This is a genomic window from Streptomyces sp. NPDC007157 (assembly GCF_040634235.1).
Lineage (GTDB): Bacteria > Actinomycetota > Actinomycetes > Streptomycetales > Streptomycetaceae > Streptomyces.
The window spans coordinates 142,868-165,897 of the sequence record NZ_JBEYFE010000014.1 but is presented as its reverse complement, the minus strand read 5'-3'; the positions used below and the strand labels follow the sequence as shown (position 1 = coordinate 165,897).

Below are 23,030 nucleotides of genomic sequence, written 5' to 3'. Positions count from 1 at the left end.
CGCGAGCTGTCGGCATGGCCGGCCGTCCTGGCGAGCCGCAGCGGTTGGTGGCGTCAGGGGATCAGCACGAGGCGGATCGGGTCTCCCTCCTTGCGTTCCAGCCGGGCGACGGCGTCGGCCGCTTCGGCGAGGGGGATGTGTGCGGTGATGGAGGGTGCCAGGTCGAGGCGGCCGGTGGAGGCCAGCCGGATCAGCTGCTCGACGTACTGGGGCCCGGATCCGTAGTGGCCGCGGACCTGGTTGCGGCGGAAGCTGAATTGGGTGCTGTCCGTGATGGTGAGCGGCTTCGGGGTGAGGCCGGCCAGGACCAGCACTCCGCCCCGGGCGAGCACGGTGGCGGCCTGCTCGCGGACGGCGGGGACGCCGGCGAAGTCGAAGGCCACGTCCAGGCCCAGGCCCGCGGTGGCCTGGTGGACGGCTTCGGGGAAGTCGGGGGCGGCCGGGTCGAGGGCGAGGTCCGCGCCGAAGGCGAGCGCGCGTTCGCGGGCACTGGACAGCGGGTCGACGGCGATGATCGGCGCGGCGCCGGCCAGTCGGGCGAGCCGGATGCCGTGGGCGCCCAGACCGCCTGCGCCCCAGATGCCCACGGCCTGGGCGGGGCGGACCTGTCCGGTCTCCACGATGGCCGCGTAGGGGGTGGAGACGGCGTCGGGAATGATGGCGGCCTGGTCGAAGGGCAGCTGGTCGGGCAGGAGCGCGAGGGTGTCCTCGCGGGCGACGGCGTACTGGGCCCAGCCGCCGTCGTAGTCCAGGCCGCGGGTCAGGGTCTTGAGGCACGGGCGCAGTCGGCGCATGCAGTTGCCGCAGCGGCCGCAGGGCTGGCCGGCCTGCAAGGCGACGCGCGTGCCCGGGGCCCAGTCGCCGAGCAGGCCCGAGCCGAGCGTGTGGATGACACCGGCAACCTCGTGGCCCAGAGTGACGGTGTCGACGGGGTGGAACGGCTTGAGGCTGCCGTCGATCAGGTGGACGTCGGACAGGCACACACCGGCGGCCTTGACCTCGATCAGCACCTCTCCGGGGCCGGGTACGGGGACGGGGACCTCTTCGACGGCGAACTTCAGGGTGTCCAGGTGGAGACGGCCGGCAAGCATGGTGGCCATGGCAGGGACCTCGAATCTTTCGGTGGTGGGCCGAGTCTTGGGTTGGTGACGGTGCACCGCGTGGGGAAGGCGGTCAGGTGGCCTTCCCCACGCGGGTATGGGGGTCAGCCGACGTAGACGTCCTCGACGTAGCGGCCACCGGCGATCAGCTGCTGGAGCCACTCGTGGGCGTCCGCGCCCTGGGCTCCGGGGGTGTGCTTCAGGTACAGGGCCTGGAAGGCATCCCGGACACCGGGCGCCATCCGGGCGCAGTCCATGTCGGGAACACGGGCGAGCCGGGTCATCGCCCAGTCCAGACTGCGCACCATCGAGCCGACGAACGGGTGCGGCTCGTCCCGCGCGAACGAGCCGAAGTCGAAGCCGAACCCGGCCAGGCCGATGGTGTCCAGCGTCATCCGGGTCATGTCGCCCGGCACGTCCACGGCGGCGCCGACGGCAATGTGGTGGTCCCACGAGTCGATGAGTCGGCGCGCGATCTTGAGCATCACCGGGTGGTAGGTGCGCATCGACCCCAGGGCGAAGACGGGCATGAGAATGTCGTGCGCCTTGGCCCAGTTCGGCTCGTCGTTGTAGGCGGTGAAGAGGCCGTCGCCGGCGAACTCCCGCACGTTCACGAGCGCCGGGCCCACGTCCTTGGGGAAACGCTGCTCATCGGCCAGCTCCGTGACCAGGTCCAGTCCGCTGACGAAGAACGTGTCGCGGCCGTGCAGGCGCTGGACGAAGACCGGGCCGTGCCGCCGGGCGAGCTCCATCAGTTGCAGGACAGGCGTGTCGCCGGGCCCGGTGGCGGAGATGTCTATCACAGGAACGCCGTCCGGAACGCTGCCGCTCGCTGCCTGCAGTTCGCACCGGGTTTCGGTCATGGAGATGCACCGCCCTCCGCGGTGGAACATTCAGGGACTGCCGCCTCCGGTGGGGCGGTCCTCTCCACCGTCGCGCCGCGAGAATGCCCGGTATCGCACCAGTGCTAAGAATTCTTGTAGTAGCGTCGAAGAGTGAGGGCTTGCGCCCCTCCTGCACCTCGGTGTACAGGAAATCACTGGGAGTGACGGTGGGCACCCCTGAGCATCAGGTGAGCGGCGAGGACGGCACCTGGTCCCCGACACCGGACGGTGACCAGGCGGTCTTCTGGCGCAACCAGGCCACCGTGCTGTTCGACCGCATTCCGCTTCCCGTCGCCCTCTGCGATGCGAAGGGCACCATCCTCTCGGCCAACCACGCCATGGCCTCGGAGTGGGGCACGCTCGTCGGCCGCCTCGTCGGACGCAGCGCACGGGACCTCTTCAGCCCGACGGCGGAGCGGCGACTCGATCCGATCTCGGAGGCTCTACGGCTGCGCCGGCGGTCGAGGTACCCGGTCGAGGTGTCCTGGTGTCCCGCAGCGGGTGTGGAACGACGCGGCGAGATGACCATCGACGTGATCGGCGACGTGCCCGACGGCCCGCTGAACCTGCTGCTGATCCTGCACGTCTTCGAGGAGCCGGCCGCCCCGCCCACCGCGCAGACGACGGGGCCCGGACAGACCAGCGACATCGAGGCCCGCATCCTCGCCCTGGCGGCCGCAGGCTGCACGAGCACGCACATCGCCACGGAGGTCGGCTTGACCGCCGACGGGGTCAATTACCACCTCGCGCGCCTGTCCCGGCGCTGGGGAGTCAAGAACAGAACGGCTCTGGTAGCACGCGCTTACGTCAACGGGGTCCTCTCACCGCAGGCATGGCCACCCGCGCCCGCTGCAGCCGAACCTGCCCGGGGACCGGCGGATCCGCCGCGGTGAAGGGGTTCGGCGGACAGCCGGCAGGCAGCCGGGAATGTCGCGTCGCGATCCCGGATCGCGGCTCCAACTCACCTGCTCTGCAGTGAAAGGGGCGGTGGCTCCGCTCTTCACGGCGGACCCACCACCGTCCGAACTGCCAAGAGTGGTGCGGGAGCCGGCTGGGCGTCGGCTTGCCGTGACTGCACCGGGTCACCGGGCACCGGCCGGTCACTTTCCGGCGAGCCGTGCGGTCAGGCGGGACAGCAGGGCAACGCAGTCGCGTAGTTGCTGTTGCTCTTCGGGGCTGAACGTGTCGCGGATGGCAGCGTTGAGGGCGCGGGCTCGCTGCGAACGTTCGCACTGCAGGCGGGCGCGGCCGGCGTCGGTGATGTGCAAGAGGAGTTTGCGCCCGTCGCTGGGATGGGGTTCGGCGTGCACCAGGCCGTCGCTGATGAGTTCTTTCACGGACTTGGCGGCCGACTGGTGCGTCACGCCGCGTCGGTGGGCGAGGTCGGCCGTGGTCAGCGGGCCGCTTCGGTCGAGAAAGCCGAGGGCGGCCGCCTCCCCGGGAGGCATGGTGTCCACCACGCGCACCGCTCGGACCAGCTCCCCGACCGACTGCCGCAGTTCCTCGGCCAGCACATCCTCGTCCACGCGTGCATCCTACTCGATTCCATGGAACATGGGTGTACAGTTCGATTGTGCAGCCAAGTTACATAGTTTCCTGAGTGGAAGGGTGCTGGTAGTGCAGCCCACCAAGTTTGGGCACGCTTGTGTCCGCGTCGAGAAGAACGGTCGCCGCCTGGTTGTGGACCCGGGTGGCCTGACCGAGCCGCAGGCATTGGACGGCGCCGACGCCGTCCTGGTCACGCATGAGCACTTCGACCACTTCTCGGAGGAGATGCTGCGCAGGGCTGCTCAGCACAACCCGGCCCTGCACATCTGGACCAACTCCTCTGTCACCAAGCAGCTGGACGGCCTCGGCGCCCGGGTCACCGCCGTCGGAGAAGGCGAGACGTTCACCGCGGCCGGCTTCGATGTGAAGGTCCACGGCACCTGGCATGCGGTCATCCACCCCGACATCCCGCGCATCGCCAACATCGGCTTCCTCATCGACGACGTCCTCTTCCACCCTGGAGACGCCCTGACCGTCCCCGACGCCACCGTCGGCACGCTGCTGCTGCCGGTGCACGCCCCCTGGTCCACCGTCGGCCACCTGATCGACTACGTCCGCGAGGTCGCCCCGCACGACGCCTACGCCATTCACGACGGCGCCCTCAACGACATCGGCACCGCGATGGTCGGTGGCTTCCTGGGCGACCACGGCCCCGGTGTCGCAGCGCGCTACCACCGCCTGACCTCAGGCGCGGCCGCCCAGATCGGCTGAGGCCCCCGCATCCGGAGGCGTAACCGCCACTCCTTGCAAGTGTGTCAGGCGGCTTCGCGGGGGAAGCCGCGCACAGGTCTCTCCAGTGATCACAGAGCGTCGTAACTCCATGATCATCAGGACCTGTGCTCGTTCCGTTCTGTTGCCAGGGTCCCCCACCACGCCTGTCTGCGCGACCTCCAAAGGAAGGTAGCCCTGCACGCGGATGCCGACATGAGACCGAATGCAGAATGTCGGATGGTTGGTTGATGGACGAATGGCCAAGTGCGTGGCCAAAGGATCATCCTCTGCTGTGCGATGGAGAGGCACCGACGCAGGGCGTAGCGTTGCGATAGGTAAGAGGCAATGGTTCCCCGGACCAGTCCTCGGGCGACGGAGGGACATGGGTCATGTCTGACACCGCTACTGCCCCAGTGGAGAGCGCAGGCCGAGTGGGTAGGCGCCAAGGCAGGGTCAGCGAGCTGACCACCATTTTGCCTCTCAAACCCGGCGGCGCCGAACGGTTGCGTGCCAAGCTCGCCGATCCGCGGGCCTACGGGGCCGCGGAGCGCGTCGGCACCGTACACGACATGCGCTACGTCATCTTCGACAACGACACCAAGTTGCTCTTCTGCACCGCCTACGACGGTGACTGGGACCCCTACATCAACGACTTCGCCACGCTCGTTCCCGAGATGCTGGACTTTGTCTTCGAGGAAGTCGAGGGGTGGCCGGGGCTTCGCGACAACCCCAAGCAGACCGCGGATTTCATCGCCGAGCACCAGGTGACGGCCGACGGCTGGTACTGCGCCTATCCGGACGCCACCGTGAAGGATGTGCGCCGGGGACAGCGGATCGCCAAAGCTTTCGACAAACTTCTCGACGAGGCACAGGGCTGAGAAAAACACCGCCCGTCCAGCTGGGAGACTGCGCCGCGTCCCGGCCATCTCTTGAGTGGTGCCGCGCCGCTTCCATCCCGCATGGGGCTGCCGGGGGTCCCGGCGAGGCCGGGCGCGGCCGGTCCGGGTTCTGACCTGGCAAGAGCCGGACGTAGAAGGGACGGTTGAACGATGGCGACGAAGTTCGTCAGGTATACACCGGACGTCGAAACCGATGACCCGCAGTTTGACAAGAATCTGCAGATCGCCATGCGGGATTCCGGGCGGTTCGTCGCCGACTCGGTCACAGCCGAAGGCACCGGTCAGGCTGTCCGCTCCGCGCATGCCAAGGGCTACGCCCTGGTCAGGGCCGAGGTGGACATCCTGGACCAGCTCCCGGCCGAGTATGCGCAGGGCATCTATGCCACGCCGGGACGCCACGACGCACTCATTCGCTTCTCCAACGGCTCGGGCCATCTCGGGACCGATGCCCGGCTCGGCGGCGTGGCCGGACTGGCGCTGAAGCTCTTCGACATCGACGGTCCCACCCTGCTGGAGGACGAGCCCGACACGCGCACCTTCGACTACGCCAACATCAACGCGCCGATCTTCTTCTGCAACACCGCCGAGCACTACACGTTCATCCAGGAACTGGTCGCTGACGCGCCGACCTATCTGGCCAAGGGCAAGCCCGGCTTCCATCAGTTCCTCCACGACTTCGTCACGGGGAAGGGAGCCCTGACTCCGGAGGAATGGGCCTGGGAGGAGCTCCGGGCTTTCCTCTCCGTCTCACAGCGGCCGCTGGTGAACCTGTTGCTGTCGACCTACTGGACGATGGGCTCGGTCCGGCACGGCGACTACATCGCCAAGGTGCGCATGGCGCCCGTCCCCGCCTTCGCCGACAAGGTGACTCAGCGAAGTGTCGATCCGGCATCGGCACCGGAGATCTTCCGGCCGGCTCTGGTGGCAGAACTGCGTGAGCGTCCCTACGAGTTCGATATCCAGGTCCAGCTCTGTGTCGACCTGGAGCAAATGCCGGTGGAGGACGTCACCGTGGAGTGGCCCGAGGAACTGTCCCCGTCCGTCACGGTGGCAAAGCTCCGGATCCCGCAGCAGGACATCTCCGGCGAGGACAACCTCAGGAAGCTGGACGCTCTTTCCTTGAATCCGTGGCGGGTGACGGCGGAACACCGTCCCCTCGGCAACATCATGCGGGTCCGCAAAGAGGTGTACCGGAATTCCTCCATTCTGCGACACAAGCTCAACAACCAGGAGCGCAAAGAACCCCGCAGCGCCGACGACGTGCTTCCGTTGCCGTAGAGACCTGACCGCCAGGACGTGAACGACGTGTCTGTTTCCGCAATGGGCCGACGTGGCATGGCAAGAGCGAGAAGGAGTGACGTGTCGACGACGGGGACGACGCACCAGGAACAGGTACTGGAGCTGGCGGACATCCAGGGCACGGTGCTGCGGCAACGGCCCTCGCCCTACACCGGCGCCTACTTCTTGCTCCGCATCGACGACCCGGCGGACGGCCGCCGGATGCTGCGGCGTCTGGCACCCGAGGTGGCCACGGCAGTCGACTGGTGGGATCCGCCGGAGCGGGCCTGGCTGAACGTGGCCCTGAGCCATTCCGGACTGCGCGCCCTGGGCGTTCCACAGGAGTCGCTGGACAGCTTCCCGGCGGAGTTCCGCGCGGGGATGGCCGCCCGTGCCAAGACCCTCGGTGACGTCGGTGAGAGCAGCCCCGAGCACTGGGAGCCTCCCATGGGCGACACGGACGTGCACGTGGCGCTGGCCCTGTTCGCCCCGGATGACGCCACGCTGCAGTCCGTGCTGGACATCGCCCACCAAGCCCACCACGATCTGCCGGGCGTGTCGGTGATCTACCGGGTGGACACCCCGCAACTGCCCACCGGGCGCACTCATCTGGGATTCGTCGACGGCATCGGTGAACCGAACATCGAGGGCAGCGGCGTGGCCGACATCCTCCAAACGGGCCCGGAACACTACGGCTACCTCCCCGGCTTCGGCGACGCCATCAAGGCCGGCGAGTTCCTGATGGGTTACGTCAACCAGCTGGGCGAGCCCGCGCCCATGCCGCAACCGAACGTCCTCGGCCGCAACGGCACCTACGTGGCCTTCCGTAAACTGCACACCCGGGTCGCCGCCTTCCGCCAGTACCTGAACGCCAACGCCTCCTCGCCGGAGGAGGAAGAGTTGCTGGCGGCGAAGATGGTCGGCCGCTGGCGCAGCGGAGCGCCCCTCATGCTCGCCCCCGAGCACGACGACCCCGCTCTCGCCGCCGATCCGCAGCGAGTCAACGACTTCGCCTACCACGAGCAGGATCCGCGCGGCCTGTGCTGCCCCCTTGGCGCCCACATCCGGCGCGCCTACCCGCGCGACTCCCTGGTGGAGGGGCTCGTCGACCCGACCATCCACCGCGCCCTGCGCCGAGCCGCCACCTACGGCCCCCCGCTCCCCGAGGGGGAACTGGAGGACGACGGCGCCGACCGCGGCATCGTGTTCATCTTCATGGGAACCGACCTCGGCCGGCAGTTCGAGTTCATCAAGTCCCAGTGGATCAACGACGGCGATTTCACCGGCCTCGACACCGAAAAGGATCCGCTGGTGGGAGCCAACGACGGCACCGGTGTGTTCACCATCCCGGAGCGCCCCATCCGTCGACGGCTGCAGCAGCTGCCCCGCTTCGTGATCACCAAGGGCGGAGAGTACTTGTTCATGCCCGGAATCCGGGCCCTGAACTGGTTGGCCGAACTCGGCGACTGAGCGACATGGCGAGTGAGTCCGGCCCGAGCCGATGTCGCGGGAAGGGGTGACGACCATGGTCGAGCACCGCACCGCACCGCACCGTCACTGTCGGGGAGGTTCGGCCGCACATTGTGGGGGAGAGTGAAGGGCCCCTGGCTCTTGCTCCCGCCTTTCCCGAGTGCTGGTACAACCGGCATCACCAGTTCACACCCTCGGCCCAGGCCGGATACCACGTCGTCGCCCCTGACCAGCCCGTTAGGGCCCGCAGTGACCGGCCCGCCGCAGTCGAGGAATACACCACCCTGCACATCGTCGGCGACATCATCGGCCTGATCCACGCACTCGGCACACAGCAGGCCGTGGTCATCGACCACGACCTGGGCAGCGGGGTCGCCTGGTCCACCGCACTGATGCGGCCCGACGCCATCGACGCAGTGCGTCCGGCGTCTGTGGAGCAGGGGAGGGCGGCTTTCGCGGCATCCTCTTCAGGAGGTCGATCAGCCTGCCGTGACAGCTTGAACCACCAGGTCGGGTTGCCGGGGGACCACCACGCGATTGAACTGGTGGAGGGGTGCACTGCGCAGATCGGGAGGTGCATGGACCCGGGGATGAGAGCGGGAGGTTTTCAGTGCCCGACCGCGACGTGCTCATGATCATCGCTGAGGACGGACGGGTGATCGAGTGGCAGCGTCTTGCTGAGGAGCTGTTCGGATGGTCCGCCGAGGAGGCCGTCGGCCAGTCCGTCCTCGCGCTGATGCGTGAGATCAACGCGGGGGACGGAGGGCGCCGAGGCAGCCTCTCTGACGGAGCCCCGGTACTGGTCACGCCGGAGTTGCGCGGCACTTCCGTGGTTTGGCAGGTACGTGCTGCAGCGGACGCCGTTTCCCAGCAGGACGTGGCGGTCTTGAGGGCCATGTTCACCCAGTCCCCGGTGGGACTGCACGTCCTGGACAGCCAACTCCGCGTGGTCCGCATGAACACCGGCACCCGTTGGCTGCGCGACACGCCAGTGGCAGACCTGCTCGGCAAGCGGTTCACCGAGGTGTTCGAACTCGAAGACCCTGACGAAACGCTCGCGGTGGCTCGCAGGGTCTTGGAGAGCGGAGTGCCGGTACTGAACAGGCTCGTCCGGGCTGGCGAGGCGCCTGGCCTGCACAGACGCCGCATCTACTCCGTCTCCTTCGCCCGCTTGGAGAGCGGCCGCGGGGACGTGCTCGGTCTGGTGGCGTCCGCGGTCGACGTCACCGAGCGTGAGAACGCGCTGAAACGCCTGGCCCTCCTGGACGCGGTCCGCGCAAGGGTGGGGCGACGGCTGGACGTGCTGGCCGTGTGCCGAGAACTGGTGGACGCAGTAGTGCCTGCCTTCGCCGGCATCGCCGTCGTCGAAGTCATCGACGACGTCGTCCGCGGCGAGGACCCGCCACCGGTCCCCGTCCACCAGGACGTTCCCCTACGCCGAACAGCCTTCCGGGGACGGATCTCGGCATACCCGGTGGGAGACGTGCGCCCGCTGCCGTCCGGCACCCCCTACTCGCGCGTACTGTCCGACCTCCGCCCGCGGCTCGTCCCGATCGACGCCGACAGCGCGTGGCTCGCCGCCGACCCAGCCCGAGCGGAGTCCATCAGGCGGTCCGATGTCCACTCTCTGATCGTGGCACCGCTGGCATTGCGCGGTCATGCCCTGGGCGCAGTCAGCTTCTACCGCCACCAACAAGAAGATCCCTTCGAGGAGGAGGACCTTCAGCTCGCGTCCGACGTATGCGCGCACGCCGCTCTCTGCATCGACAACGCCCGCCGGTACACCCGCGAGCGGACCATCGCAGCGACTCTCCAGCGCAGGCTTCTGCCCCAGCATCCAGACACGCCAAGCTCCGTGGAGGTCTGCCAACTGCACTTTCCCGGTCCCGAGGGTGGCGGCGTATGGTTCGACGCGATCGCGCTGCCCGGCGCACGGACCGCGCTGGTCGTCGGCGACGTCGCCGGACGAGGCGTCGCCGCGGCGGCCACCATGGGACAGCTTCGGACGGCCCTCCACGCACTGGCCCCGCTGGACCTGGGGCCCGACGAGCTACTGGCCCGGTTGAGCGACACCGCGATCCGTCTCGCAGCTGAACGTGCCGCACTGCCCCCTGGGGATCCCCTGCACCATGAACCGCTCACTGCCAGCTGCGCCATCGCGATCTACGACCCGGTCACTCTCACGTGCACCGTCGCCCGTGCCGGTCTCCCGGAGCCAGTCGTTCTCTTCCCCGACGGCAGTTCGTCCACCGTGGCCGTGCCTCCAGGCCCCCTGCTCGCCGGAGCGGGCAGTGCCCCGTTTCCCGCGACCACGGTCAGCCTCCCCGAAGGCACCACCCTGGCCATGGCCACGGCCCCGCTCGCAGACAAGGTCCTGGCTGGTCCACTGCGCCCGCTCCTGGACCGCGGCAGCCAGCGGAGTCTTCCCGAGCTGTGCGACGACATCACGCATGCGCTCACACACGGCCACCCGCCCGACGAGACTCTGATGCTGCTCGCCCGTACGCAGGCGCTGCCCTCGGATCAGGTACTGGCCCTCTCCCTGCCGCCGGGTCCCGAGGCCGCCCCGATCGCCCGTGCGGCTGCCCGGTGCCAACTGGATGCCTGGGGTGTGGACGAGGAGGTTGCGTTCACCAATGAGCTCATCGTCAGCGAACTCGTAGGCAACGCGGTCCGCTACGGCGCTCCGCCCCTGCAACTACGCCTGATTCTTGACGAGATGCTGACCAGCGAGGTCAGCGACGCCTCGACCTGCGCTCCACACGTGAAACACGCCCGCACCATCGACGAGACAGGCCGAGGACTGTTCATCGTCGCCACCCTCGCGGACCAGTGGGGAACCCGATACTGCGATCAGGGAAAGACCGTCTGGGCAGAGCAGCCAACAGGGAGGACGCCCGAGGAGGCACTGTCCTGACACGATTAGGCGATTCGCAAGATCCTGGACCAATGGCAGGTCGTCGTCCTGACGGGAGTAGACGGCACCGGCCGCTTCAGCACCGCCCTGGACGTACTGCGCCGTCGCGTTGGCGACACCATCCGCCAAGTGCGCAGGGAACCGGATGCGCCGTTCGACATGGCAGGACTCCAAGAGCCCCGTACCGGATGGATCCTGGACCTGCGCGTGGAACAGCCCCCAGCGGCTTCGGCCGCGCACTGATCGAGGACGCAGACAAGTTGCCGGAGGGATCCTGTCTCGTCGTCTCCCGGTCGCCACTCGCCTCGACAAGGCGGCCTGGGGGATCGAATGACCGGTGCCTCGCGGAGGCCTGTCGAGCCGAGCGCCCCACCTTGCCCGTACGCGGCAGGTCGGGCGCTCAGCCCGTCCGCCAGGCCGGTGCGGAACGGGCCTCGTGTGACGCCACGGCTGCGCCGGTTTCTAGGGCCCGGACACTGCGAGGCTTCCTGGCCCATCGACATTGGTCGAAGCGATGTCGGCCATTACGGCCGGCGGCCAGGGCCGCGTCGTTCAGGTGATGTGTCCTGGTTGATCACATGATGCCGAGGGTGATCAGTGGACGGTTGGCGTCGCGGGTGTGGTGGCGGAGTCCAGCGGCGATGTTTGTCTGGTTGCCGAGTCGGAGAGCGCCGATGGCCAGGTTGCGCAGGGATGCCATGGCACGTGGAGCGGTGCCGGTGCGTACGCGGGAGGCGTCCTCGGCGTACGTGGTGTCCCTGACCAGGCCTCATTGAAGGGGATGAACTGCGGATGGGTTGAACCGGGATCCTTACTGTGCGCCAACGTACAGCGAACATCCCCTGCCTACCCTGGCATTTTCGCCGCCCAAGCGGAGCCGACCTCCCCTCTTCGCGCGGGCCTGTGTCGGCCGTGGGGAACCCTGTGACAAGATCCGCTGGCATGTCATCTGTCATGTCGTCAGCCATGCCTTCGTCGCCCACGGGCCCCTCAAGAACCGGTCGCCGTCTGCTGGTCGCCCTGCTCGCGCTGCTCGCGACAGCAGGCTCCACCGTGGCCGAGGCCGGCACGCCGTCCGGCCCGGCGCCCGGCGCCGCGGTGAGAGCGGCCGAACCCGCGACGCCCGACCGCCCCAGCTACGACGTGAAGCTGCGCGCCGACGCCGACGGCTCCCACTGGGCGGGCCGGCAGACGGTGTCCTTCCGCAACGCCTCCAGCCGGCCCCTGCGTGAGGTGTACATACGCCTGTGGGGCAATGGCGAGGACGGCTGCGGGACATCCGGAAGACCGTCCCCCGTCCGCGTCTCCCACGTGCGCGGCGGCACTCCGGGCCGCCCCGGCGTGAAGTGCACGGCGCTGCGCATCGCTCTGCCGAGGCCGCTCGCACGCGGCGAGCGGACGGCCGTCTCCTTCGACTTGGCCCTCACCGTGCCCGCACGCAACAACCGCTTCGGCCGCGAAGGCGCGTTCCGCTTCCTGGGCAACGCGCTGCCGGTCCTCGCCGTGCACGACGCGAGGGGATGGCACCTCGATCCGTATGTGTCGTACGGCGAGAGCTTCTACACCCTGGCGAGCGACTTCCGGGTGCGCCTTGACCACCCGTCCGCCCTCAAGGTCCCGGCGACCGGCAGCACATGGACCCGCCCCGGCGGTACCGGGCGTACGGTCACCCACAGCGTCGCCAAGCGGGTGCGGGACTTCGCATGGGCGGCGGGCCCGTTCCGCACCGCGACCCAGACCTCGCCCGACGGCGTGCGCGTGAAGTCGTACTGGTCGCCGAACACGCCCACCGCCGGTGTCCGCCTCAACCGCAAGGACGGCGTCGCCGCCATCGACCGGTTCGGCAGGGAGTTCGGCCGCTATCCGTACGGCGAGATCGACCTCGTGATGACCCCCGGGTTCGCCGGCGGCATGGAGTACCCCGGCCTGGTCATCCTCGGCACCGAGGAGGAGGGCGGCGCCACCGTCCATGAGATCGCCCACCAGTGGTGGTACGGCGTCGTGGGCAACGACGAGTACAACTCACCCTGGCTGGACGAGAGTTTCGCTCAGTACGCCAACGCGCGCTACTACCGCTGGGACGGGTTCGAGTGCTCGCCGGACGACTCCTGGCCGAGCGCCACCGCCGCGCTCACCAACTCGATGGCCTACTGGTCTACACACCGTGACGAGTACTTCCAGGTCGTGTACGGGATCGGCCCTTGCGTCCTGGCCGACCTGGAGCACGTCCTCGGGGCCGGCACCATGGCGCGCCTCATCAAGAAGTACGCCCACGACCACTGGTACGGCGTCTCCACCACCGCCGGCTTCAAGAAGGCCGCACAGTCGATGACGCACAGGGACCTCGGCCCCTTCTGGCGGAAGCACCGCATCCGCTGAAGTCGCACTCCGCTCGCGGGTGACGGGCGTACCCCGTCGGCGCCACGATGACGGTGACCGACGGGGTACGCGGGCAGGGCGGCGTCGTTCCGGCGGTGCATCCGGGTTGATTGGGCTTCAGGAGCTGGGGCAGGACTGCGGGGGCTGACGCGGAGGCAGGCACGACTTCCGGTGATCATGAGGTGTCGAGTCCCTGATCACCACGACGGAAGACCGTGCCTGCCTGCTCATCCTCGCTCATCCCGCGCCCTCTGGGCCAACTCGCCGACACCGCGCCGACCGTCCCCGATGACCTCCCCGGCCTGCTGACCTGCCTGGCTCAGGTGCCCGTTCCCCGCCGGGACCAGGGCCGACGCCACTCGCTCGCCTTCGTCCTCTCCCTGGCCGCGTGCGCGGTCCTGGCCGGAGCGAAGTCCCTGGCCGCGATCGCGGAGTGGGCCGCCGACGCCCCGCCCAACGTCCTGGCCCGGCTCGGTGGCCCATGCCGGGAGCCGGACCGCGGCCCCGTCGCCCCGGCCGAGGCCACCGTGCGTCGTGTCCTCCAACGCATCGACGGCGACGCGCTGGATACAGCCGTCGGAAGTTGGCTCGCCGGGCGCGAACGCGCCGCCGGCCAGGAGGAGAACGACAGCGACCGGCGGCCCCTGCCCTCCCTCGCCGTGGACGGCAAGACCGTGCGCGGTGCCCGCCGCACCGACGGCACCCAGGTCCATCTGCTCGCCGCGATGACGGGGGCCGGTCTGGTCACCGCCCAGCGCGAGGTGGACGCCACGACCAACGAGATCACCGTCTTCCAGCCCCTGCTTGCCCCGCTCAACCTGCACGGCACGGTGGTCACCTTCGACGCCCTCCACTCGCAGACCGCCCACGCGCGCTTCCTCGTCGAGGACAAGCACGCCCACTACATCGCGCTGATCAAGGGCAATCAGCCCACCCTGCACCAGTGGCTGAAGGCCCTGCCATGGCGGGAAGTGCCACTCCTGGACAAGACGCGGGCCACCGCGCACGGCCGCGACCAGATCCGCCGGATCAAGGCCGCCGCCGTCGCCGGGATCGCGTTCCCACACGCGGTGCAGGCCGTCCAGATCGTGCGCCGCCGACGGATCGTCACCACCGGCAAGGTCACCCTGGAACGCATCTACGGGGTGACCGACCTGACCGCGGAGCAGGCCGACGCAACCGAGATCGCCCGCCGCGTCCGCGGCCACTGGGGCATCGAGAACAAGATCCACCACGTCAGGGACACCACGTACACCGAGGACGCCTCCCGCGTACGCACCGGCACCGCTCCACGTGCCATGGCATCCCTGCGTAACCTGGCCATCGGCGCTCTCCGACTCGGCAACCAGACGAACATCGCCGCTGGACTCCGCCACCACACCCGCGACGCCAACCGTCCACTGATCACCCTCGGCATCATGTGATCAACCAGGACACATCACCTGAACGACGCGGCCCTGGGCCGGCGGCTGGGTAAGCCGCCCCCAATCGGGGCATCGCGGTATCCCGCGGCGGCCGGCCTGCTGCGACAACGGACCGGTGCAGGTTCGGGATGGCCGCAGGCCCGTACAAGCAGGCGTCGTCGGGCGCATCAACCCAATTCTCGAGTTGCGCAGACCTACCACGCGTGATGCGTTGGTAGCGAGCCTTTGCTCCATCAGGGAATGCATCTGCACAGCATCGACGTGGCCTTCTCCCGCGTGCAGGTCGCCGCATCGTCCCCGACGAACCTTCCAGGGTGCAATGAGAGGGCTTCTTGAAGAGAGGCCTTTTGTGGACACCGAGAATGAGCTCCCCAGCGCGCTGTCGGGCATTCGGGTGCTCGACCTGTCGACCGTGGTCATGGGGCCCTACGCCGCGCAGATCCTGGGCGACCTCGGGGCAGATGTGATCAAGGTCGAAGCCCCGAGCGGCGACGTGTCCCGGTCGTCCTTCCCGCAGTTGCACCCGGGCATGTCCGCTCTGGCACTCCACGTCAACCGCAACAAGCGCAGTCTCGGCCTGAACCTGAAGATGCCGGAGGGCCGCGAAGCATTCCTCAAGCTGGTCGAGACCGCCGATGTGGTGGTGACGAATATGCGCCCCGGCGCCCTGCAGCGGCTGCGGCTGGAGCATCCGGTCCTGGCCGAGCGCAACCCCCGTCTGGTGTACTGCCATGCGCAGGGGTTCCGGAGCGATTCACGATTCGCCGACCGAGCCGCCTACGACGAGGTCGTCCAGGCGGCGTCCGGGATGGTCTACCTGATGCAGCGCCTCACCGGCACCCCGTACTACGTACCCACCATCCTGGCCGACAAGCTCTGCGCGCTGACCATCGTGTACTCGGTGCTGGCCGCGCTGGCGCACCGCCTACGCACCGGCGAGGGGCAGCACGTGGAGGTGCCGATGACCGACACCCTGCTGACCTTCAACCTGCTCGAGCACCTCGTGGGGAACACCTTCCTACCGGCGGCCGGACCCATGGGTTACTCCCGGACCATCACACCCATGCACCGTGCCTCCGCCACCAGCGACGGCTGGGCGTGCATCATGCCCTACACGCCGAAGAACATCAGGGACTTCTTCCACGCGGCTGGCAGACCAGAACTGGCGGAGGACGAGAGATTCGCCTCCACCCGCAGCCTCGCTCAGCACGCTGCCGAGCTGTACGAACTTATCGAGGAACTGGCCGGGGAGAAGACCACAGCGGAATGGGAGCAGCTGTGCGTCGAGTACAGCATTCCCTTCGCGCCGGTGCTCACGGCCGCGGAGGTCACGCAGGACCCCTACATCACGGAGGGCGGACCGCTGACGGTGGAGGAGCACCCTACCGAGGGCCCCCACCGGGTGATCCAGCCACCGGTACGGTTCTCCGCCTCCCCCTCCCGAGTACGCCGCCACTGCCCCACCATCGGCCAGCACACCACTGAAGTCCTCACCGAACTGGGCTACAGCGAAGACGAGATCGCACGGCTCATCGCCGAAGGAGCAGCGGGCGGCTCGGCACAAGCGGCCAGCCCGTGACCCGACCGTCCCAGACGGAAGGCAACAGCATCCGACCCGAACCTGGTGTACGCGGAGGCCAGAGAAGGCGTCCTGACATTAGAGATCAACCGACCGGAACAGCGGAACGCGGTCAACCGGCAAGCCGGGGAGGGAATCGCCACCCTGGACGAACGGCACTCCCCTGCGGACTGGAACACATCAGCTGCTTGAGCCCTTTCAACAGGGCTGCCCGAACGGCAAGTGCGGGTGTTACTCGTGTGCGCCGCGCCCTGCGTCGCAGCCGACCTTCACGACTACCAGTTCCGCCTGACCGTAGAACACGACTATCCGATGCAGGGCTAAGGTTGACCACGTGGAATTGCTGCATTTGCGGTATTTCGTCGCGGTTGCCGAGGAGCTGAACTTCTCTGCCGCGGCTCGTCGGCTGCACATGGCGACCTCGCCGCTGAGCCGGCAGATCCGGAATCTGGAGCGAGAGCTCGGCCACCAGCTGTTCGATCGCGATACCCACCACGTCACTCTCACCCCGGCCGGCACAGCACTGGTGCCGCTGGCGCAGGAGATGCTGGAGCAGGCCAATTCCCTCCAGTGGCGGCTGAACGAGGCGGTCCGGCCTCGGCTCACCACCGTGTTCCTCGGCATGCCCGATGGGGTGCACCCCCTGCTGCGGGCCCGGGTCAACGCCCTCACCGAGCGTGTCCATGAGCGGTTCGAGCTCAAGCGCTGGCCCGGCAGCACCTCCGCGCTGGTCACTGCCGTGCACGAGGGCAAGCTGGCACTGACCCTGGCTCGGCTCCCGGTCAGCGACCCCGCGCTGGACCAGCTGCACGTGATGTCGGAGCAGCTGGGGGCGCTGATGCCGGCCGACCAGTTCGCCGGGCAGGACTCCGTCTCACTGACCGAGCTGACCGACCTGCCCTATGTCGAACCTCCGAAGGAATTGCGGCCCGCGTATTTCGACCTGCTGGAGCGCGAATTGTGGGAGCACGGGATCAAGAAACGCATCAATCTGAGCGACAGCGACACCGGATATCGCGGCGTCTACGAGGTAGTTTCCAGCGGAATGGGCTTCAGTATTTCGATATGCGACCCGGAAAGCCCGATGCGGGGCTACCAGGTGGAGGGCATAGCGGCACTGCCGTTCACGGATTTCCATCCCCATCTGGACACCGCCCTGCTCTGGCGTCGCGACCGCGCCGAGGGCGGCGACCTGGGCGAACTGATCGACGCGGCTCGCGAGGTCTTCACCGACCGCCCCATCCACACCTGACCAAATCCTCGACAAAATCCGCCTGGAAAACGGTGTGACCCCTAGGGTCACACCGTTGTTGACCAAACAGCAATTCCACCCCCCGTCATTCTGCATTAGCGTCTTTGTTGAGCAATGGAGCAGCTCGAAAGGAGCGAAGAATGGCGAACACAACCGCTGCCGGGCCGCTGGACGGGGTGCGCATCATCGACATGTCCACCGTGGTGATGGGCCCGTACGCGGCACAGATATTGGGTGACCTTGGCGCCGATGTGATCAAGATCGAGTCCCCCGGGGACACCATCAGGATGGGCCCGTACCGGACCACACCGGGTATGACGTCGCTGCATTTGAACGTGAACCGCAACAAGCGCAGTGTGGCCCTCAATCTGAAGGACCCGGCCGAGCACGAGCAGGCTCTGCGGCTGATCGACACCGCCGACGCGCTGATCACCAACATGCGCCCCCGTGCGCTGGCCCGCCTGGGCATGACCTACCAGGACGTCGCTGCTCGCAACCCGGGCCTGGTCTACGCGCAGGCGCAGGGTTTCCGCAGCAATTCGGACCGAGCCGGCATCGCCGCCTACGACGAGACGGTGCAGGCGGCTTCCGGGCTGGTCGACATCGCCGACCGCGTGCTGGGCACGCCGATGATCCTGCCGTCCATCCTCGCTGACAAGGTCGCCGGGCTGACCATCCTCTACAGCCTGCTGGCCGCTCTGGTGCACCGCGGCCGCAGCGGTCAAGGCCAGCACATCGAGATCCCGATGACCGACACGATGATCGCGTTCAACCTGGTCGAGCACCTCGCCGGGCACGTGTATGAGCCGGCCGAGGGCCCCACCGGCTTCCCGCTGTCGATGCTCCCTGGCCACAGGGCACGCCGTACCAAGGACGGTCTGGCCTGCGTGATGCCCTACAGCGCGCAGAACTATCGCGACGTCTTCAACGCCGCCGGCCGCCCCGACCTGGCCGCCGACCCACGGGTGAACACCGAGAACTTCAACCTCATCGACAACGACCTGTACGACCTGGTCGACGAGTGCGCCCAAGCGCTCACCACGGAGGAGTGGGCCGAAGTGTGCGCCAAGCACAACATCCCGATGGGACCGGTGCTGGAGCTGGAGCACGCGCACGAGGACGACTACGTCCGCGACGGCCACCTCCTCGACGCCGTCGAGCACCCCACCGAGGGCCTGATCCGCCAGATCGGCATCCCGGTCAGGTTCTCCGCCACGCCAGGCTCCATCCGCCGCCCGGCCCCCCTGCCGGGCCAGGACACCGCCGACGTCCTCGCCGAACTCGCCGGCTGAATCCAGGGAGGAGAACACACCCATGAGCACCACCGAAGTACGCGCCGAGCGGGTCGGCTCGACGCTGCTGATCACTATCGACCGCCCCAAGGCCCGCAATGCCGTAAACGCGGCGGTGGCAGCCGCCCTGGCCGCCGCGCTGGACGAGCTGGAATCCGACCCCGCGCTTCGCGTCGGCGTCCTGACGGGGGCGGGGGGCACCTTCTGCGCCGGTATGGACCTCAAGGCTGCCCTGAAGGGCGAGTCGCCGGAGGTCGAGGGCCGAGGCTTCGGCGGACTGACCGAGACCGAGCTGACCAAGCCACTGATCGCCGCCGTCGAGGGCTTCGCCATGGGCGGAGGGTTCGAACTGGCGCTGGGCTGTGACCTGATCGTCGCCGCCGGAGACGCGAAGTTCGGACTGCCCGAGGTCAAGCGCGGACTGATCGCCGCGGGGGGCGGCGTGATCCGGCTGCCCAAGCGGATCCCCTATCACCTGGCGATGGAGTTCCTGCTGACCGGCGACCCGGTCAGCGGTCGTCACGCCGCGGAGCTGGGCTTGGTCAACCGGGTCGCCCTCAGCGGTGAGGCCACCGCCGTCGCGCTGCAACTGGCCGAGCAGCTCGTGGCGAACGCTCCGCTCGCGCTTGCCGCGGTCAAGCAGCTCGCGCGGGCCGCGGACGGCCGCCCGGAGAGGGACGCGTTCGCCGCACAGCGCACGATCATGAATGGCCTGATGGCCTCGGCCGATGTCCACGAGGGCATGACCGCCTTCGCCGAGCGTCGCGCCCCGGAGTGGACGGGAAAGTAGAAATGAAGATCGAAGACGTTCGCCGTCTGGTGGACACCCCGCTGTCGAACCCGGCGTATGCGCCGGTGGTGGCCCGGTTCACCGACCGCGAATACCTCAACATCGTCTACCGCACCGACGCCGACGCGCTGCGCGCCGTCGTCCCCGAGCCCCTGCAGATCGACGCCCACGAGCCGCTGGTCCGGTTCGAGATCATGAAGATGAACGAGGTCACCGCCTACGGCCCCTACACCGAGGGCGGCCTGGTCATCCCGGTCACCTTCGAGGGCGAACGGGGCGAGTATCTGCACTCGATGTACCTCGACAACTTCCCCGCCACCGCGGCCGGACGCGAACTCAGCGCCTACCCGAAGGTCATCGGCGCGCCGAAGCTGTACGTCGACGGCCCCACGCTGGTCGGCACCATCGACTTCGGCACGCTGCGCGTCGCCACCGCCACCATGGGCTACAAGCACTACGAGCTCGACAAGCGTCAGGCTGAAGCGCAGATCACGACGCCGACCTTCATGCTCAAGATCATCCCCGGCTACGACGGCACCCCGCGCGTGCAAGAACTGGTCCGTACCCAGATCACCGACATCGTGGTCAAGGAGGCCTACACCGGACCCGCCCGGCTGCAACTGTTCCAGCACGCCCTCGCCCCGCTGGCCGATCTGCCCGTCCTCGAGGCCGTCTCCGCCAGCCACATCAACACCGACCTGACCCTCGCCGGGCCCAAGCCGGTCTTCGACTACCTGAAGGAAGGCGCGCGATGAGCCGGCCGTTCCGCACCGCCGCCGTGATCGGCGCAGGAACCATCGGCCTGTCCTGGACAGCCCTGTTCGCCGCCCACGGCATGACCGTCCGCGTCAGCGACCCGCGCCCGGACCTTGCCGAAGCCGTCGCCGACGCACTGGAGCAGTTCGCCCCGCACCTCACCGCCCAGGGCCTGGACGTGAGTGGCCTCGCTGCCCACGTCCACATCGCCGCGGACGTCACCGAAGCGGTCCGCGACGCCGACATCGTCCAGGAGAACGGCCCGGAGAACGTCGAGTTCAAGAAGGACCTGTTCGCCACCCTGGTCCGCGAGGCGCCGAAACACGCGCTGCTGCTCAGCTCCTCCTCCGCGATCCCCACCACCACCTTCACCAAGGAGATCCAGGACGCGGACCGGATCCTCATCGGCCACCCCTTCAACCCGCCCCACCAGATCCCGCTCGTCGAGGTCGTACCGGGTGAGCGCACCAGCAAGGACGCCGTCCAGAAGGCCGTCGACTTCTACACCTTCCTCGACCGCACCCCCGTCGTCCTGCACAAGGAGATCCCTGGCTTCGTCGGCAACCGCCTGCAGCACGCGATCAGCCGCGAGGCCACCTACCTCGTCCAGCAGGGCGTGGTCAGCCCGCAGGACATCGACAAGGTCCTCACCAACTCCCTCGGCATCCGCTGGGCCACCGTCGGACTCTTCCTCGGACAGCACCTCGGCGGCGGCCCCGGCGGCTACCGGCACATCGTCACACACATCGGCAAGTCCATGAGCAAGTCGATCACCCTCGGCGAACCTTCCCAGGACCCCGAACTCGAGGAAACGGCCATCAAGGCCGTCGAAAAGGCCTACGGCACCTCCCCGTCCACGGAACTCAGCGAGCTGCGCGACCGCAAGCAACTCGCCGTCCTGTCCGCACTGCAACAGGCAAGCAAAACAGGCAAAGAGAGCACTTGAGACGGGAGCCGCTATGGCCCCGCCGGACAACAAGACCCGCACTCATAAGGATCACGCAATGTCTAACGACCTACTTCTCAACCCGCGCACCTACGACCCGAAGCACTTCGACCCGGAGACCCGTCGACTGCTGCGGGCCACGATCGACTGGTTCGAGAACCGCGGCAAGAACCAGCTGATGGACGACTACAACGATCATGTCTTTACGGCGGACTTCCTGGAGTTCGCAGCCAAGGAGGGGCTGTTCGCCACCTTCCTCACCCCGTCCTCCGACGCCGAGGGCGACGAGAACAAGCGCTGGGACACCGCCCGTAACGCCGCCCTCAACGAGATCCTCGGCTTCTACGGCCAGTCTTACTGGTACACCTGGCAGGTCACCATCCTCGGCCTCGGCCCGGTGTGGCAGAGCGCCAACGAGCAGGTGCGCGCCAAGACGGCGAAGCTGCTCTCCGAGGGGCATGTGGCGGCGTTCGGCCTGTCCGAGAAGACCCACGGCGCCGACATCTACCAGACGGACATGGTCCTCACCCCCGACGGCAAGGGCGGCTTCCGCGCCAACGGCTCCAAGTACTACATCGGCAACGGAAACGTCGCAGGCGTGGTCTCCGTCTTCGGCCGCCGCTCCGACATCGAGGGCCCCGAGGGCTATGTCTTCTTCACCGCCGACAGCCGTCACCCGAACTACCACCTGGTGAAGAACGTGGTGAGCGCGCAGCACTACGTCAGCGAGTTCCGTCTCGAGGACTACCCGGTGTCGGCCGAGACCATCATGCACACCGGTGAGGATGCCTTCTCCGCCGCCCTCAACACCGTCAACGTCGGCAAGTTCAACCTGTGCGCCGACGGTATCGGCATCTGCACGCACGCCATGTACGAGGCGGTCACCCACTCCCACAACCGCTACCTGTACGGCAAGCCGGTCACCAACTTCCCGCACGTGCGCCGGGAGTTCACCGACGCCTACGTCCGCCTGATCGGCATGAAGCTCTTCAGCGACCGCGCCGTCGACTACTTCCGCTCCGCCAACGCCGACGACCGCCGCTACCTGCTCTTCAACCCCATGACCAAGATGAAGGTCACCACCGAGGCCGAGAAGGTCATCGACCTGCTGTGGGACGTCATCGCGGCCAAGGGCTTCGAGAAGGACACCTACTTCGACAAGGCCGCCAAGGACATCCGCGGCCTGCCGAAGCTGGAGGGCACGGTTCACGTCAACCTCGCCCTGATCCAGAAGTTCATGTCGAACTACCTGTTCAACCCGGTCGAGTACGCGCCCGTGCCGACCCGCCTCGAGGCGGCGGACGACACCTTCCTCTTCCACCAGGGTCCGGCGCACGGCCTGGGCGCCATCCGCTTCGCCGACTGGCGCGCCCCCTACGACCGGTTCGCCAAGCTGCCCAACGTCGCCCGCTTCCGCGAGCAGGCCGACGCGCTGTGCGAGCTGCTCACCGACAACGCCCCCACCAAGGAGCAGCTGAAGGACCTCGACTTCTCGCTCTCTGTCACCCAGCTCTTCGCTCTGGTGGTCTACGGCCAGCTGATCCTGGAGCAGGCCGAGCTGACCGGCCTGGACACCGACGTGGTGGACGAGCTCTTCGACGTGCTGATCCGGGACTTCTCCGGCTTCGCCACCGACCTGTACGGCAAGGCGGCCGCCACCGACGCCCAGGTCGCCTGGGCCAAGGCCGCCGTCCGCCGCCCGGCCCCCGACGCGGAGCGCTACGCCCGCGTCTGGTCCCAGGTCGAGGCGCTGTCCGGCGCGTACGAGATGCAGCCGTAGCCCCTACCCGCCCAAGCCCGCTGCC

18 protein-coding genes and 2 pseudogenes are annotated in these 23,030 nt (G+C 68.1%); 16 read left to right on the top strand and 4 right to left on the bottom strand.

What is annotated here, in order from left to right:
- Positions 1-53: 53 nt before the first annotated feature.
- Positions 54-1,100 (bottom strand): zinc-binding dehydrogenase, encoded by a 1,047-nt coding sequence (locus ABZ642_RS25475; protein WP_360488385.1) that lies wholly within the window; start codon positions 1,098-1,100, stop codon positions 54-56.
- A 260-nt stretch (positions 1,101-1,360) separates the two neighbouring features.
- Positions 1,361-1,963: pseudogene (locus ABZ642_RS25470) on the bottom strand (cytochrome P450); the annotation flags it as partial.
- A gap of 188 nt (positions 1,964-2,151) precedes the next feature.
- On the opposite strand from ABZ642_RS25470, the gene ABZ642_RS25465 reads away from it, so the two are divergent.
- Complete coding sequence (locus ABZ642_RS25465; protein WP_360488382.1) at positions 2,152-2,877, top strand: LuxR C-terminal-related transcriptional regulator; 726 nt, start codon at positions 2,152-2,154, stop codon at positions 2,875-2,877.
- 207 nt (positions 2,878-3,084) lie between these two features.
- On the opposite strand, the gene ABZ642_RS25460 is transcribed toward ABZ642_RS25465, so the two are convergent.
- Positions 3,085-3,510 carry a MarR family transcriptional regulator gene (locus tag ABZ642_RS25460; RefSeq protein ID WP_360488379.1) on the bottom strand — a complete coding sequence of 142 codons (426 nt, stop codon included), beginning with the start codon at positions 3,508-3,510 and terminating at the stop codon, positions 3,085-3,087.
- A 91-nt stretch (positions 3,511-3,601) separates the two neighbouring features.
- On the opposite strand from ABZ642_RS25460, the gene ABZ642_RS25455 reads away from it, so the two are divergent.
- From ABZ642_RS25455 to ABZ642_RS25430, 6 genes are all read left to right on the top strand, one after another.
- The gene (locus ABZ642_RS25455; protein WP_360488376.1) at positions 3,602-4,243 is read left to right on the top strand and encodes an MBL fold metallo-hydrolase; all 642 of its coding nucleotides are present in this window, start codon (positions 3,602-3,604) and stop codon (positions 4,241-4,243) included.
- A gap of 431 nt (positions 4,244-4,674) precedes the next feature.
- On the top strand, positions 4,675-5,121 hold the full coding sequence (locus tag ABZ642_RS25450; RefSeq protein ID WP_360488373.1) for a hypothetical protein: 447 nt from the start codon (positions 4,675-4,677) through the stop codon (positions 5,119-5,121).
- 171 nt (positions 5,122-5,292) lie between these two features.
- Positions 5,293-6,420, top strand: coding sequence for a catalase family protein (locus ABZ642_RS25445; protein WP_360488371.1), 1,128 nt, complete (start codon positions 5,293-5,295; stop codon positions 6,418-6,420).
- An 81-nt stretch (positions 6,421-6,501) separates the two neighbouring features.
- Positions 6,502-7,890: a Dyp-type peroxidase gene (locus ABZ642_RS25440; protein ID WP_360488368.1), complete on the top strand. Its 1,389-nt coding sequence runs from the start codon at positions 6,502-6,504 to the stop codon at positions 7,888-7,890.
- A gap of 113 nt (positions 7,891-8,003) precedes the next feature.
- On the top strand, positions 8,004-8,525 hold the full coding sequence (locus ABZ642_RS25435; RefSeq protein ID WP_360488365.1) for an alpha/beta fold hydrolase: 522 nt from the start codon (positions 8,004-8,006) through the stop codon (positions 8,523-8,525).
- On the top strand, positions 8,501-10,807 hold the full coding sequence (locus ABZ642_RS25430; protein WP_360488362.1) for a SpoIIE family protein phosphatase: 2,307 nt from the start codon (positions 8,501-8,503) through the stop codon (positions 10,805-10,807). The genes ABZ642_RS25435 and ABZ642_RS25430 overlap by 25 nt, the downstream gene beginning before the upstream one ends.
- A 574-nt stretch (positions 10,808-11,381) precedes the next feature.
- On the opposite strand, the pseudogene ABZ642_RS25425 reads toward ABZ642_RS25430, so the two are convergent.
- Positions 11,382-11,570: pseudogene (locus tag ABZ642_RS25425) on the bottom strand (ISAs1 family transposase); the annotation flags it as partial.
- Between the two features lie 203 nt (positions 11,571-11,773).
- On the opposite strand from ABZ642_RS25425, the gene ABZ642_RS25420 reads away from it, so the two are divergent.
- The 9 genes from ABZ642_RS25420 (at position 11,774) to ABZ642_RS25380 (ending at position 23,005) form a co-directional block, all read left to right on the top strand.
- Entirely contained in the window at positions 11,774-13,186 is a 1,413-nt protein-coding gene (locus ABZ642_RS25420; RefSeq protein WP_360488359.1) for a M1 family metallopeptidase, read from the top strand.
- Positions 13,187-13,401: 215 nt separating this feature from the next.
- Positions 13,402-14,610: an ISAs1 family transposase gene (locus ABZ642_RS25415; protein WP_360488356.1), complete on the top strand. Its 1,209-nt coding sequence runs from the start codon at positions 13,402-13,404 to the stop codon at positions 14,608-14,610.
- Between the two features lie 349 nt (positions 14,611-14,959).
- Positions 14,960-16,189 (top strand): CoA transferase, encoded by a 1,230-nt coding sequence (locus tag ABZ642_RS25410; RefSeq protein ID WP_360488353.1) that lies wholly within the window; start codon positions 14,960-14,962, stop codon positions 16,187-16,189.
- A gap of 334 nt (positions 16,190-16,523) precedes the next feature.
- A complete protein-coding gene (locus ABZ642_RS25405; protein ID WP_360488350.1) occupies positions 16,524-17,441 on the top strand; it encodes a LysR family transcriptional regulator in 918 nt (305 codons plus the stop codon).
- Between the two features lie 140 nt (positions 17,442-17,581).
- The gene (locus ABZ642_RS25400; RefSeq protein WP_360488347.1) at positions 17,582-18,733 is read left to right on the top strand and encodes a CoA transferase; all 1,152 of its coding nucleotides are present in this window, start codon (positions 17,582-17,584) and stop codon (positions 18,731-18,733) included.
- A gap of 22 nt (positions 18,734-18,755) precedes the next feature.
- Positions 18,756-19,523, top strand: coding sequence for a crotonase/enoyl-CoA hydratase family protein (locus tag ABZ642_RS25395; RefSeq protein WP_360488344.1), 768 nt, complete (start codon positions 18,756-18,758; stop codon positions 19,521-19,523).
- A gap of 2 nt (positions 19,524-19,525) precedes the next feature.
- A complete protein-coding gene (locus ABZ642_RS25390) occupies positions 19,526-20,278 on the top strand; it encodes an acetoacetate decarboxylase (RefSeq protein ID WP_360488341.1) in 753 nt (250 codons plus the stop codon).
- Positions 20,275-21,225 (top strand): 3-hydroxyacyl-CoA dehydrogenase NAD-binding domain-containing protein, encoded by a 951-nt coding sequence (locus ABZ642_RS25385; protein WP_360488338.1) that lies wholly within the window; start codon positions 20,275-20,277, stop codon positions 21,223-21,225. The genes ABZ642_RS25390 and ABZ642_RS25385 overlap by 4 nt, the downstream gene beginning before the upstream one ends.
- A gap of 58 nt (positions 21,226-21,283) precedes the next feature.
- A complete protein-coding gene (locus tag ABZ642_RS25380; RefSeq protein WP_360488335.1) occupies positions 21,284-23,005 on the top strand; it encodes an acyl-CoA dehydrogenase family protein in 1,722 nt (573 codons plus the stop codon).
- The last annotated feature ends 25 nt before the right edge of the window (positions 23,006-23,030 follow it).

What these genes read in the sequence shown, in the direction of transcription:
- ABZ642_RS25385 (WP_360488338.1), top strand. Translation starts at nt 20,275, where the DNA reads ATGAGCCGGCCGTTCCGCACCGCCGCCGTGATCGGCGCAGGAACCATC.
- ABZ642_RS25390 (WP_360488341.1), top strand. Translation starts at nt 19,526, where the DNA reads ATGAAGATCGAAGACGTTCGCCGTCTGGTGGACACCCCGCTGTCGAAC.
- ABZ642_RS25445 (WP_360488371.1), top strand. Translation starts at nt 5,293, where the DNA reads ATGGCGACGAAGTTCGTCAGGTATACACCGGACGTCGAAACCGATGAC.
- ABZ642_RS25475 (WP_360488385.1), bottom strand. Translation starts at nt 1,100, where the DNA reads ATGGCCACCATGCTTGCCGGCCGTCTCCACCTGGACACCCTGAAGTTC.
- ABZ642_RS25380 (WP_360488335.1), top strand. Translation starts at nt 21,284, where the DNA reads ATGTCTAACGACCTACTTCTCAACCCGCGCACCTACGACCCGAAGCAC.
- ABZ642_RS25400 (WP_360488347.1), top strand. Translation starts at nt 17,582, where the DNA reads ATGGCGAACACAACCGCTGCCGGGCCGCTGGACGGGGTGCGCATCATC.
- ABZ642_RS25420 (WP_360488359.1), top strand. Translation starts at nt 11,774, where the DNA reads ATGCCTTCGTCGCCCACGGGCCCCTCAAGAACCGGTCGCCGTCTGCTG.
- ABZ642_RS25395 (WP_360488344.1), top strand. Translation starts at nt 18,756, where the DNA reads ATGAGCACCACCGAAGTACGCGCCGAGCGGGTCGGCTCGACGCTGCTG.